This is a genomic window from Halovulum marinum (assembly GCF_009697225.1).
GTDB lineage: Bacteria > Pseudomonadota > Alphaproteobacteria > Rhodobacterales > Rhodobacteraceae > Halovulum > Halovulum marinum.
In genome coordinates this window covers 1-13,198 of sequence record NZ_WIND01000038.1, presented here as the reverse complement: position 1 = coordinate 13,198, position 13,198 = coordinate 1, and the positions used below count along the sequence as shown (strand labels likewise).

The window sequence follows — 13,198 nt, the reverse complement described above, 5'->3', positions numbered from 1 at the left end:
CCGCTGCCGCTGCCGTGCCGGAAGTGAATCATGTTCTCGAAACCGCGTCGAGACCGGCCTTTTTCAGCAGCCTGTTAGGGCCAAGCGCGATACTCGCTCCCCTCATGCCGGAAACTGAATTTCAGCGCACGCCGTTATCACAGGGCCTCAGCTTTTACCTTCTCTCGGCTTCGAAACCATTCCGGAGGGCTCCCGTGGAAGCCTCCGTCGAGCGCTGTTCGACAAGTACATACACGCTCGGGGGAGTGGCCCTTGAACGCTGAGATTATCACTTTTTCGATTAGATCATGCAGGCCGTCGCTATAGTAACTTTCGTTCATGCTGCCCGGACCGAAATGTACTACCGCGGGGGCCATACCTGCCCCGAAGTTGATCACGGGGGCGATTGACGCAAAACAGATTTCCGCCTCACGCGCGAAGATCACCTCTGGAACCAGAGGTGTACCGACGATATCCCCCCCTTCCATCTGATAGGCTCGGATCTCCGCCGGAGTCTCGAACCTCGGCCCTTCGGTACAAACGAATACACCGCGTTCGATCACGCGATCCGACACTGCTGTGGCCGCATCGATCAGTTCGGCGCGCAGGGCCGGGCAGAACGGGTCGGTGAAATCCACACGTACCCAGCATTCGGAATCGTCGAATAGGGACTGGGGCCGCGACTTGGTCTTGTCCAGGAAATCATCGGGGACGACGATATCCCCAGGCCGGATGGCCGTATTGACCGAACCGATCGCGTTTTGCGAGATGATGGCGTCGACCCCCAACTCCCGCATGGCCCAGATGTTGGCTCGATAATTGATCTTGTGACTCGGCGTCGTCAGGTTCGTGCCATAGCGCAGCAATACCGCCGCCTGACGTCCAGCGATCTCACCTAGCAGGATTTCCGCCTCGCCCCAGGGTGTGCTTACCCGCTCCGCCTTGCGGTTCTTTAGGAGTTCCTCGGATGCGGCACTGGAAATCAGGCCGATAGGGGCATCGCTCATGTCGCGGGTCCTTTTTCATTGTCTTGTTGAAAGTGGGCATGGACAGCTTCGGTGACCGACATGGCGTCGATCCGGGTGAACTCGCCGTCCAAATAGATGATCTCGCCCGCCACCATCACGGCATGTACCGCGGCGGGTCCGGCATGATAGACGACATCCGACAGCACCCTCTCGCGAGTGCGGCCCAAGGGATGATCGAGATCAAGGACCACCAGGTCCGCTGTGTAGCCGGCTTCGAGTTGCCCGATGGCGTGATCCCAGCCGAGAACACGGGCGCCGCCTGTCGTTGCCATTTCGAATGCGGCGGCGGCGTTCATGGTGAACCCGTCGAGGCTGATGGCGCGCTGCAGCAGTACCGAAAATTTCATTTCCTGGAACAGGTCCAGCGCGTTGTTGGACAGGGTGCTGTCGGTTCCCAACCCAACCGGAATTCCGCGCGTCCGCATTGTCGGTACCGGTGCGACGCCGGACGCGAGTTTCGCGTTGCTTGCCGGATTGTGCGAAACACCCGCGCCGGATGCCGCCACCAGATCCAGATCCGCATCCGACATCCAGACGCAATGAGCCAGAATGCAGGTGTCATCGAGAACCCCGAGACTGCCAAGCCAGGCGGTCGGGCTCAGCCCGTAGCGCTCGGTCGTGATGTCACTTTCGCGGCGGTTCTCGGCGAGATGTATCACGAATGGCAGGCTTAGGCGTTCGGCAGCGGACTTGACCTCACTCACTAGTTCCGGCGTGCAGCTGTAGGGAGAGTGAGCCCCGAGGTAGAAGCGGGCCAGCGCATTGTCGGCATGCCGCTGCATTGCCGCGCGGGTTTCATCCAACGCCAGGGGCCAGTTCGGTCGCCCCGTTGGGCGAAACTCGGGGGAATTGGCCAATGCGCCGCTCAGCGACCGCATGCCGATCTCTGTCGCTACATCGGCGAACACGCCGGCCCCGAAGCGGGTGCAATCGCAAGCGGTGGTAATGCCGTTGCGCACCATTTCCATCACCGCAAGGTGACAACTCTGGCGATTGTCCTCAACGCTCAGGTGTGAGGTGTGCGGTGCGAGCGCGCCGGCCCATTCGAACAGGTCTCCGTCGTCGCAGCATCCGCGATGCGAAGAAAGCCCCGCGTGGGCGTGTGTATTGATCAGCCCTGGGATGACGACTCGTCGGCCCAGATCCATCCGCCGATCGGGTTCTGGACCTTCCGGACGATCCGCGGCATCGCCAATCCAGGCAATCTGGCTGTCGTCGAGCAACAACGCACCGTCCGGATGAAACGGTCCCGAAGGGCCGGTGAGGATCGCGGCGTTTTCAATCAACACGCGCATCAGACATGCAACTCGATACGCCGGTCCGACACAGTGAGAGAGACCTCTGTCGATACGGAAGCCAGGGGGGTCACTTCGCGACCATCCCATGCAAGCGGCGCATCGTGTCCCGGGACGATCAGATCCGCCATCGCCGCAATCCGGCTGATGCTTTTCGCTGCCATCGCCGGGTGAAAGGCACCATCGGCATGGCCAGAACCTAGCTCTCCGCGATGCTTTACCGCATCCTGCGCGAGGACGGCGCAGCCGTCGTCCTGCTTCATCACAAGCGACACATGCCCCAGACAATGGCCCGGTGTGCGGATCATCTGTAGGCCGGGCCACAGTTCCGGCTCATCGGAGACAAGTTGCAGCGTGTCGGACGCAAGAACTGCCTTGGCCACACTCAGAGAAACAGCAGGATCGTCCGCGCCGCTTTGTTCGATCGAAGCGGCTTCACTTTCATGCATGACAATCCGGGCTTGCGGAAAACATTCCACATTTGCAATGTGATCAAAGTGCAGGTGCGACAGGATCACAGTGGTGATATCGCCGGGCCTGAGCCCCCGAGCGGCCAGCGCCGCCATAAGGCCGGGTCGATCGCCATGCGCCCCGGTATCGAACAATACAGGACCGTCCGGCCCGTGCAGCAGCACGACAGTGCTCCATCCCAGGAAGCCCCGCGGCGTTCGGCCCGGAAAACCCTGCATCAGGATCTGGAAATCCGGCATTCCTAGCCCTCCATCTGCCGTAGCCGCGGGTCAAGCATGTCGCGCAACCGGTCGCCGATCAGGTTTATGCCCACCACCGTCACAAAAATCGCCAGACCGGGGAAAGTCGCGATCCATCCGGCATGACTGATGTAATTTCGGCCGTCCGCAATCATCGTGCCCCACGTCGGCGTGGTGGGCGGCACACCCAGCCCAAGAAAGCTAAGTGAGGACTCGAACAGGATCATCTTGGCCACCAGCAGGCTCGAGATAACGATCACCGAGGACATTACATTCGGCAGCAAATGGCGGACCAGTATTGCTCCCACCCCGATGCCCATCGTGTGCGCCGCCTGGATGAACTCGCGTTCGCGCAAAGACAGACACTCAGCACGCACGACACGGGCGTATTGTACCCAGTTCGTCAGGCCCAAGATCACGATTATATTCCAGAGGCTTGGCCCAACCACGGCCGCAACGGCCAAAGCAAGAACAAGAAACGGGATTGCCAGCTGAATGTCGGTGATTGCCATCAGCACGCGCCCTACGTACTTGTCCTCATACCCGGCGATCAGGCCGAAGGTGACGCCGACAACCCCCGAGATCACGACCGACGCCACCCCGACCAGCAGCGACACGCGCGCGCCCATAACCAGACGGCTGAAGATGTCGCGCCCCAACGCATCGGTTCCCATCAAGTGCACCCCATCAGCGCCCCGCCACATCGGCGGCTTCAAACGCATCAAGATGTTCTGCGCATCCGGGTCGAAGGGGATCAGAAACTCGGCAAACAAAGCACCGAACAAGACGACAAGTACGATTGCCAAACCGAGTGCGGCAAGCCAGCTGTCCAAGAACCGTCGTAAAGCTGACATCACTTCCCTCTCAGCCGAGGGTCGAGCGCCGCATATGACAGATCGACCAGAAGATTGATGGATACGATGGTGACTGCCATCACCAGCACGAAGGCCTGTACGACTGTGAAATCGCGGTTGGCGATCGCCTGGATCGCAAGGCGCCCAACGCCCGGATAGGCAAACACTTCTTCGGTGATCACCGCTCCGCCCAAAAGCGCGCCCACTTGCAGGCCAATCACCGTTATCGTCGGAATCGCGGCGTTCCTCAGCGCGTGCTTGAGAATGATGCGGGGCTCGCTCACCCCTTTGCCCCGCGCGGTCCGAACATAGTCCGACTGAAGTGCTTCGATCATCGAGGATCGCAACAGTCGCGTTATGATAGCGGTCGAATATGTCGCAAGGACAATCGATGGCATGATCAGATGCTCGAAACCGCCGCGCCCGGATGGGGGTAGAATGCCCCAGGTTTCCGAGAACAGGAGGATCAGCATGATCGCCAACCAGAACGCAGGGAAACTCTGCCCTATCAGCGAGATCAGAAGACTTATCCGATCGACTACGGTGCCGCGATACGCTGCGGCAAGGATTGCCAGCGGTACCGCTATGACAAGCGACATCGCCAGCGCCAGCCCCGATAGGGCCAAGGTTGCGGGAGCGCGCTCAAGCACCAACGCCATCGCCGGCTGGTCATAGCGCAGGGAATGGCCGAAATCGCCTTGCAGGGCGCGATGCAGAAAATCGAGGTACTGGACCGGAAGCGGCCGATCGAAGCCCATAACATGACGGAAGCGCGCAATGTCCTCGGCGCTGGCTTCCGGGGGCAGGAAGAGCGTCGTCGGATCTCCGCCGATGCGGATCAGGAAAAACACTGCGAGAGACACGCCAAACACCACGACGGCCGCGTAGCAGATGCGAATGACCAGGAAGGCGAGCATACGATTCCTCGGTTGGGACGGGCTAGCGGGTGTAGAAGCGGCCGATCGCGGGGACCGGCCGCCCCGGATCAGTCGGCGAATTCCGCGTGGCGAAGATCGATCATGCCATCGCCGCGCGGGGTCCACTCGAGGTTGGCGTCGAGCGCGTAAATCAGCGGAGGCTGGATCAGCGGCACATGCGGCGCCTCTTCTTTGATGATGGCCGCAGCTTTGCCATAGATATCGAGCCGCTCTTCAGGGTCCAAGGTTGCGGCCCCGGCATCCAGCAGGGCGTCCAGCTCGGTATTGCTGAAATAGCTCTGATAAAGGCCGGACTTCAGGATCGGAAACCAAACAAGGTTCGGGTCACGTCCGCTCCACCCAGGGAAGACAATTCCTTCGCGGCCCTTCTTCTCGGAGACCTGCCCCCAGACACCCGGCTCGAGGAACTCGACCTCGGCATTGATACCAACCTGCTGCAGGAAGCCGGCGGCGGCCTGCACGATCTCGGCGTCCTTCAGGAAACGCCCCTTGCGGGACATCATCTTGATCGAGAAGCCATCGGGATAGCCCGCCTCGGTCAAAAGCTCCTTCGCCTTTTCAGGATCGTAGGCATAGGGCTCCCAGCTTTCGTCATAGCCGAACGCGTTGGTCGGAAGGGTCAAGGCTATGCGCTGACCCAGGCCGCCCAGCAAGGCTTCCTGTATCGCATCAACGTCGATCGCGTGGTTGATCGCCTGTCGTACCCGCTTGTCCTGAAGCGGCGTTTCACGCGTGGTATCCAGCATGAAGAAATACAGGAAATCCGAAGGCACGATCGCCACTTTGGTGTCACCGCTTTCCAGCGCTGGTACATCCTCGGGCGGAATATCGGCAGCGATGCTGACACCGCCGCTTTTCAACTCGGCAATACGAGTGCGGGTTTCCTTGATCGGCCGGAAGATCACAGTGTCGATCGCGGGTGCGCCGCCCCAGTAGTCCGGATTGGCCTTCAGCACCACGCGTTCGTCCTTTAACCACTCTACGAATGTGTAGGGCCCGGTGCCGACGGGGGTCGCAGCAATCTTCGCGCCATCTTCCTCGGCAGCGTAGGCAGGCGGCACGATCAGCGCCGGGAAGGACGCCTCGTACAGTGTCAGAAGCATCGTCGGGAACGGCTTCTCGGTCTTGAAGTCGACTGTGTACTCGTCGACGATCTCCACCCCCTTGATGGCCGAGATCCGCGAGTAATACGGGGCCTTGAAGTCCGGGTCGAGCGCGCGATCAAACGTGTATTTAACGGCCTGCGCGTTGAATGGCTCCCCATTGTGAAAGGTCACGTCCTCGCGCAGTTTGAAGCGCCAAGTCAGATCGTCGGGGTTCGACCATGATGTGGCAAGCGCGCCGACGATCTCGCCGTTCTCGTTCTGGGTCAGTAGGGCGTCGTATATCTGGAACAAGATGTTTGCAGTCGGAAAGGCAGAGTGCTTTGCCGGGTCCATCGAGTAAGCGTCGATCTGCTGGGCGACGACCAGTTCGCCCTGCTGCGCAAGTACGGGCATCCCTGTCATCGCGCTGGTGGCAAGAGCGGCGGCAAGCGCGCCCCGGCGAAGGAAGTGTCTCATGGTATCCATCCTTGTTGGTTTCCTTCCTTGCGGAAGAATTATTACCGGTCGGAAACACTCCGAACGGGTCTTTTCCCTCGACCGATCAGGCCGGTCGTTCTTCCTCCGCAGTGCCGGCGATCATGGCGACGGCAACATAGTTGTCCAAACGCGGCACCGTCAGGATCAGCCGGCTCCTGCCATCACGCCGAAACGCAATCGCCTCTCCGGCAAGCACAACCACTTCGATTGCGCCGGTTTCAACGGCAACTTCAAAACCCGCTACCGGACTGAGCTGGCTGAACGGTCGCCCAGTGACGGCGCCGCGATTTAGAAGATGGAGAACCTGTCCCAGTGGGTGAGCCGTCAGCACTGCCTCGACTGCAGGGCCGCCATCGTGCACCAGCGGCGCGGCACCGACCTGCTCATACAGCAGTTCGCCCAGAATCGCGCGGTATTCGGGCACGCCGTGGCGCCCATAGAGTGCGCCAATTCGCCATGGCAGCCAGATTGCCCGCCCGCGGCCATGGTGCTTGAAGATCTTCCCCGGAGCCTCGCCCGGACCGGAAACTTCGGTGAACTCAGGGGCGTTGTTGACGAACGGACCAACCAGAAAGAGGTCGTCTTCGGGTCCGTTCTCCGCGAATGGCTGCCAGAACGCGCCCGCTGCAGCGACGTATGCAACACCCTCAAGCGGTCCGCCCGCATCCGGTCTTCTTCGTGCCAGATATCCGCCATCGATATTGCGCACGCGCCCCGGAAGAGCACGAAGACATGAAAGCGGAGGCGTTTCCCGAGGAACGCCATCCGCGTCGCATATCCCAGTGTCCGCCGTAGCAAGGAGCACACCGCCATCGGCTACGTAGTCATCCAGAAGTGCTGCATCCTCGGGCGACAGGCATTGTACGCCAGGCGCAATTACCAGATCGAAGCGCGACAACGTTTCACTATCCAACGCCCCCGCCAGCACCAATTCCAGCGGGTAGCCGAGGTCGGAAAGCATCTCGAACAAGCCGCGGAACTCTGCCACATGACCGGAACCGTCCGGCGCCCCCGCCATGCGCCCGGCGTCCACACCGAACAGGCGGCTGTCCTCAGAGCGGAGCAGCGCTATACGCCCTGACGGCTTCAGACCGTGATACCAGTCTGAATGCGCGGCAATGTCCCGCCCAACCTGACGCAACGCGGCTACGAAGCGTGCATCGCCAGCGTGCAGTCGGCCATTCACCGCCGGAACGACCCGCCCGCCGGCCGCAGTCCCTCGCAGGATATTAAGTTGTAGCCTTGCGTCGGGCATCGCGCTCTGACGTGAGGCGAAGACCTCCGAAGTTGTCTGAAACAACAACGGCGGCACGTCCGGTTTTAGCGCCCATGCTGTCATCGCCTCTTCCGCAGCCCAATGCGTCCAATTCGGCTGCGGATCGACAGGGTTTGGAATCAGTGGATTGGAGATCTGCGCCGCAAGAACGTCCGACACCTCGGCCATGCGCCGGATATCCCATCCGTCGCGCACGTGATGATACGGGATCACCGCCATGTATGGTGCGCGCGCGTGAATATGGTCACGCATCCGACCAAGATAGTCCGCGAGGTAACCCTGGCGCCAGCGCTCGTAGGTAGTAACCCATTCACCGGGGGACGGGATCGAGGTTCCCGTCGCATCCCTCACGACGGCATTGCAGCGCGCGCAATAACACCGGGCGACGTGAAAATAGTTGAAAAAAATCCCGTCCAGTGCCGGGTAGTTGTCCACGAGTTCGTCGATAATGGCAAAGGCGTCGTCCTGCCAAATAGGTCCGGTCGCGCAGACCTGCGGCATGCCCCAAACAGTGGCGATCTTGCCAGAAGGGTCGCGGACTAGCGCATCCGGATGGCTCTGCTCCAAGCCCGCCCGTCCTTTCGAGATATCCAACCGGGCTATGACGCGCATACCCCGCGCCTTGGCCTCGGCCAGAACCTCGCCTAAGAAATCCCCCGACATGCGCGGGTTCACCCTCTGCATCGCGACTTTGGTAGGATACCAGGCCGAGAACCCGCCTCCCATGATGACGAGCCCATTAGCACCGCAGGAATGCGCCTCTTCGACCAGAGCCTCCGCATCAAGGCGATCGGCGTCGGCCTCGCGCAGCAGATGTTGAAACAGCCGCAGGGGTTCCTGGGTCCAACTCAATGGCATTGCCGTGCCTCTTCGGCAGACACTCGGCGTCGCATTCTCGCGATCGGACCACCAAGGGCCGCAGGCGCTTCTTCGGTGCGATCGCGGCGGGTGGCCAGATCACAAGCCTCGCTCCAGATTTCCTGCTCATTCAGAAGCATGGCCCTGCCCTTGGCGGCCACCGCGCGGCCGCCAACCAGAACAAGCTCCGGCGCGGCACTGGTGTCGCCCAACACGAACTGGCGTATCGGATCACGCAAGGGCACGTAAGCGGGCGCATCCAACGAAAAGAAGTTGATGTCGGCAAGATTGCCCGGGCGTAGCCGCCCGGTTTCGGACAATCCGATGGCGTCGGCACTGACTTGTGTTCCCAGGTTCAGCGCCGCCGTTGGCGTGAGCCAGCCGCTGCCATCGTCCTGCCAGTCGCGATGCACCAGCGCCGCCCATTTTACTGTCTCAGCCATTGAGCAGCCGTCGTTGCAACAGGGGCTATCAGTACCAAGACCAACGCGAACACCTGCGGCCAGAAGCCGGTTCAAGTCGCATTTTCCACTTCCGAGACGCGCGTTTGAAACGGGATTGTGCACGACAGCGGCGCCGGCATCGGCGATGATCTCGGGATCATCCGGCTCAAGCCATATCGCATGTACCAGATTTGTACGCGGCGACAGGCATTCCAGCGCGCGCAGATGCGATATCATGCCACCTCCATAGAGCTTCAGCGCTGCAGCACGTTGCAGGTGGGTCTCGAGGACATGCGAATGGAAAATACAGCCGGTCCGCGAGCTAAACTCTGCGGCTGCGACAAGTAGCTCGTCCGAGCACCTTTGCGGTCCTGAAGGGCCGATACCAACCGAAATTCGCCCCTCGCGGCCATGCCACCGGCTATGAAAGTCCGCGACACTGGCGATCTGCACATTCGCACTTAGGCCGGAATGCACATCCGGTACATCGCATCCATGCCAGTCCCCTGTTTCAAACGGCAGCGTTTCAGCAACCGGGCGATCTGCAACCACTGGAGCGATCACCACGCGCAATCCGGTCGCGAGCCAACCTCGTGCCACGGCATCCAGCGCATCTGCCGACAAATCGGGCGAAATACGCACATGGTCCAGGACGGCGGTCACCCCACCCCGCGCAAGCTCGACGCCCGCCAAAAGGGTCGCGACCTCGATCTCACGCATGCTTCGGCTTTGGCGGGATGCCGACGAGGACAGAGACCAAAGTTCGAGCGGTCGGTCAGGCGAATTGCCGCGGCTCAGAGTGTCCGGAGAATGAAAATGGGCATTAACGAAGCCGGGCACGGCAAGGAATCTGCTGGCATCGACAATGATATCGTCGGGTTTCGGTTCGGCGCCAGTTGGCGTGATCGCAGCAATCCGACCGCCCTCGATCCTCAGATCGGCGCGATGCGGACCGGTCGCATCACCGGCCAGGCAAAGAGCGTTATGATAGAGCGTCGAGCCGATGATGAGGTCCTTTCTGACAATCCGATGCATGTCACGCTAAGGAAGCAAGCCGTCGGGTCAGTCTGTTGCGAAAGGAAACAAGCCAGAATACGCTCTTTTGGAAAAAGAGCTTTTATTGGAATGCCTATACCTTGAGCTCAACGACTCCCCTTAACGTCGGATTTGGATGGCGGACACCGCAGAACATGCGCTTGCCTTCCCGTCGGCGTCCTGAACTCCACTTCGCGAGGCCGACCCAAATATGAGCATCGGGCGAAGAGGCCACGTGAACAAGTTCCAGGCCATGCAATGTTTTGTAACAGTCGCAGATCTCGGCAGCTTCACCGCCGCCGGCCGCAAGCTGATGCTCTCGACTTCGGCAGTTACCAAGCACATCAATCGACTGGAAGAACACCTTGGCGTCCAACTCCTTGTGCGCTCCACACGTCAGATGCATCTCAGTGAGGCGGGCGCCGACTATTTCGAGCGCTGCAAATTGATACTGGAAGAGGTGGACGAGGCGGAAGACGCTATACTCGACGCGTGTTCTTCCGCCAGCGGCACGGTACGCGTCGCCATGCCTCCGGCCTTCGCAAGGCGCACGCTGATTCCGGCACTGCCGCGCTTTTTTGCCGAACATCCCGCCGTGTCAGTCGATTTGAAATTGAAAGGCCAGACCACGAACCCGATTGAGAACGGATATGATCTGGTGGTGCACTCCGGTCGCCTACCGGACTCGCGACTGATCAATCGCATTCTGGTACGCGGCAGACAGAAGACCGTCGCATCGCCGGAATACCTTCGCCGATTTGGGGTCCCGAAAGTTCCAGCAGACTTGGAAACACACAATTGCATCATAGGCGCGTTCGGGCCGAGTTGGTCGTTCACTGACCCTGCAGGCGGCGAGACCCTGATCCGCGTCAATGGCAACTTCACGACGGATAGCGGCGACATCCTTCGCGAGTCCGCAATAGCTGGACTTGGGGTCAGCCAGGCAACCTGGTGGCTGTTCCGCGATGCGCTGGAAACAGGTGCCCTGGAGCCCGTTCTGACCGAGTTTGAGGTCGAGGCCGAGCCCATATCGATCGTGTTTCCCGCACAGAAGAACACGCCAGCCAAGGTACGGGTATTTGCAGACTTCCTCGTGAAACTGACCCGAGAAAACCACGCCCCCTAAGGAGAGCCGGCCGATGCCACTTACCCATAAAGAGATGCCGGCAATGGACCCTGTTCCCTCCGAAACCGTGCTGTCGGTCGATGACCTTTCGATTGCCTTTCGGTCCGAGGGCCGTTGGCTCGAGGTCGTCCGGGGAGCCTCCTTCGATATTCTCCCCCGTCAGACGCTGGCAATCGTCGGGGAAAGCGGGTCCGGCAAAAGCGTCACCTCGCTGGCAATCATGCGCCTTTTGCCGCGCCAGACCAGCCGGGTGTCTGGCAACATCACGCTGTGCGGTCGCAACTTGCTCGCCCTTCCCGAGGCGCAAATGCGAAAAGTGCGCGGCCGCGACGTCTCGATGATCTATCAGGAACCGATGACCAGCCTGAACCCGATGTTTACTGTCGGCGACCAGATCAACGAAGCAGTGCGCACCCATTCACCAGAGTATTCCGGATCCGAGGTCAAAGCGGCTTCCCTGGCGCTGATGGACAAGGTGCGCATCCCCTCCGCAAAAGCCCGCTTCCACGAACATCCACACCAGTTTTCCGGTGGCATGCGCCAGCGGGTAATGATCGCCATAGCTCTGGCCAGCCGGCCGAAGCTGTTGATTGCGGACGAACCGACCACCGCTCTGGACGTGACAATCCAGGGCCAGGTTCTGGATCTGATCAAGGAACTGCAGGCAGAGGAAGGCATGTCGGTTCTGTTCATCACCCATGATATGGGGGTTGTCGCCGAAATGGCTGACCGGACTATGGTGATGTACCGTGGTGAAACCGTCGAACGCGGCACGACGGAGCGCGTATTCCACGCATCGACTGCCCCCTATACCCGCGCGTTGTTGGCGTCCGTCCCGACACTCGGTGCGATGAAAGGTGTCGCCTTCCCTACTCCCTTCCCGAAAGTGGATATGGATACTGGTGCGGTTTCGCCTCCACCGCCCGCGGTCGACACGGTTGAGAGACAATCCGCCCCGATCCTCGAACTCCGGAATCTCACCACACGTTTTGATATACGTGCTGGAACCCTGCGTCGCCTGACCGGGCGGGTCCATGCCGTCGAGGATGTCTCCTTTTCCATCCGACCGGGCGAAACGCTTTCGCTTGTCGGCGAGTCGGGTTGCGGCAAGTCGACGATCGGCAAGTCGATCCTGCAACTTGCCACGCCCACCTCCGGCGAAATCCTGTTCGAGGGTCGCCGGATCAGCTCTAGCGACAAGGAAGGATTGCGGAAGTTGCGGCGCGGCGCGCAAATGATCTTTCAGGACCCCTTCGGCAGTCTCAATCCCCGCATGCGCATCGGCGCCGCGATAGCCGAACCTTATTTGGCGCATGGCCTCGGAAATCGGGCGGAAGCCCGTGCGCGCGTGGCAGATTTGCTGGACCAGGTCGGCTTAGACTCCGCGGTCGCTGACAGATTTCCGCACGAGTTTTCGGGCGGCCAGCGACAACGGATCTGCATCGCTCGCGCCCTAGCTCTGGAGCCTAAGCTGATCGTGGCTGACGAGAGCGTCTCTGCGCTCGATGTCTCGATCCAGGCCCAGGTGGTGAACCTGATGCTGGACCTACAGAAGCGTCTTGGCCTCGCCTACCTTTTCATCTCGCATGACATGGCCGTCGTCGAACGGGTCAGCCATCGAATTGCGGTCATGTATCTTGGGGAAATCGTCGAGATTGGCCCGAGGGAGGCAGTGTTGTCCGCTCCTCGGCATCCCTATTCGCGCAAGCTGATAAATGCAGTCCCGGTGCCAGATCCGGCACGAAGACACACGCGCCGTGATCTACCGGACGAGGAAATCCTTACACCCGTCCGCCCATTAGATCATTTGTTCCAGAAACGCGAGTTTATCGAAGTTGGCCCAGACCATTTCGTCCAAGCTGGCAATGTCTAATGCGGCACTGACCATTCATCCACCCTATGACCGGAACCTGTTAAATGTTTAATCTGGTCAGCGCGAGTTGCGCTATCGCATAAGGGTTGGCAGAGATTTACTGCGGGACCGGTGATGTTCTGGTTGAGCTGCCCCCCGAAAATCGGACAGTGACGGAAGCTACGATCTGACGTCTGCTGGTCTCCAAGAACGAGGAGAAC

Annotated in this window: 10 protein-coding genes; 2 read left to right on the top strand and 8 right to left on the bottom strand. The window is 60.4% G+C overall.

Going from position 1 to position 13,198, the window contains the following annotated elements:
* Positions 1-137 precede the first annotated feature (137 nt).
* From GE300_RS21325 to GE300_RS21290, 8 genes are all read right to left on the bottom strand, one after another.
* Entirely contained in the window at positions 138-986 is an 849-nt protein-coding gene (locus GE300_RS21325) for an MTAP family purine nucleoside phosphorylase (RefSeq protein WP_154449561.1), read from the bottom strand.
* Positions 983-2,302 (bottom strand): amidohydrolase family protein, encoded by a 1,320-nt coding sequence (locus GE300_RS21320; protein ID WP_233417287.1) that lies wholly within the window; start codon positions 2,300-2,302, stop codon positions 983-985. The genes GE300_RS21325 and GE300_RS21320 overlap by 4 nt, the downstream gene beginning before the upstream one ends.
* Positions 2,302-3,012 carry an MBL fold metallo-hydrolase gene (locus tag GE300_RS21315; protein ID WP_154449557.1) on the bottom strand — a complete coding sequence of 237 codons (711 nt, stop codon included), beginning with the start codon at positions 3,010-3,012 and terminating at the stop codon, positions 2,302-2,304. Before GE300_RS21315 ends, GE300_RS21320 begins: the two co-directional genes overlap by 1 nt.
* A 2-nt stretch (positions 3,013-3,014) precedes the next feature.
* On the bottom strand, positions 3,015-3,902 hold the full coding sequence (locus GE300_RS21310; RefSeq protein ID WP_407647754.1) for an ABC transporter permease: 888 nt from the start codon (positions 3,900-3,902) through the stop codon (positions 3,015-3,017).
* The gene (locus GE300_RS21305; RefSeq protein ID WP_154449553.1) at positions 3,866-4,783 is read right to left on the bottom strand and encodes an ABC transporter permease; all 918 of its coding nucleotides are present in this window, start codon (positions 4,781-4,783) and stop codon (positions 3,866-3,868) included. Before GE300_RS21305 ends, GE300_RS21310 begins: the two co-directional genes overlap by 37 nt.
* 68 nt (positions 4,784-4,851) lie before the next feature.
* Entirely contained in the window at positions 4,852-6,366 is a 1,515-nt protein-coding gene (locus GE300_RS21300; RefSeq protein ID WP_233417285.1) for an ABC transporter substrate-binding protein, read from the bottom strand.
* A gap of 85 nt (positions 6,367-6,451) precedes the next feature.
* Positions 6,452-8,515, bottom strand: a complete 2,064-nt coding sequence (locus GE300_RS21295; RefSeq protein WP_233417284.1) for an alpha-amylase family protein — start codon at positions 8,513-8,515, stop codon at positions 6,452-6,454.
* Complete coding sequence (locus GE300_RS21290; protein ID WP_154449548.1) at positions 8,512-9,999, bottom strand: amidohydrolase family protein; 1,488 nt, start codon at positions 9,997-9,999, stop codon at positions 8,512-8,514. The genes GE300_RS21295 and GE300_RS21290 overlap by 4 nt, the downstream gene beginning before the upstream one ends.
* A gap of 235 nt (positions 10,000-10,234) precedes the next feature.
* On the opposite strand from GE300_RS21290, the gene GE300_RS21285 reads away from it, so the two are divergent.
* The gene (locus GE300_RS21285) at positions 10,235-11,125 is read left to right on the top strand and encodes a LysR family transcriptional regulator (RefSeq protein WP_325063350.1); all 891 of its coding nucleotides are present in this window, start codon (positions 10,235-10,237) and stop codon (positions 11,123-11,125) included.
* Between the two features lie 13 nt (positions 11,126-11,138).
* Positions 11,139-12,998: an ABC transporter ATP-binding protein gene (locus tag GE300_RS21280; protein WP_233417283.1), complete on the top strand. Its 1,860-nt coding sequence runs from the start codon at positions 11,139-11,141 to the stop codon at positions 12,996-12,998.
* Positions 12,999-13,198 lie beyond the last annotated feature (200 nt).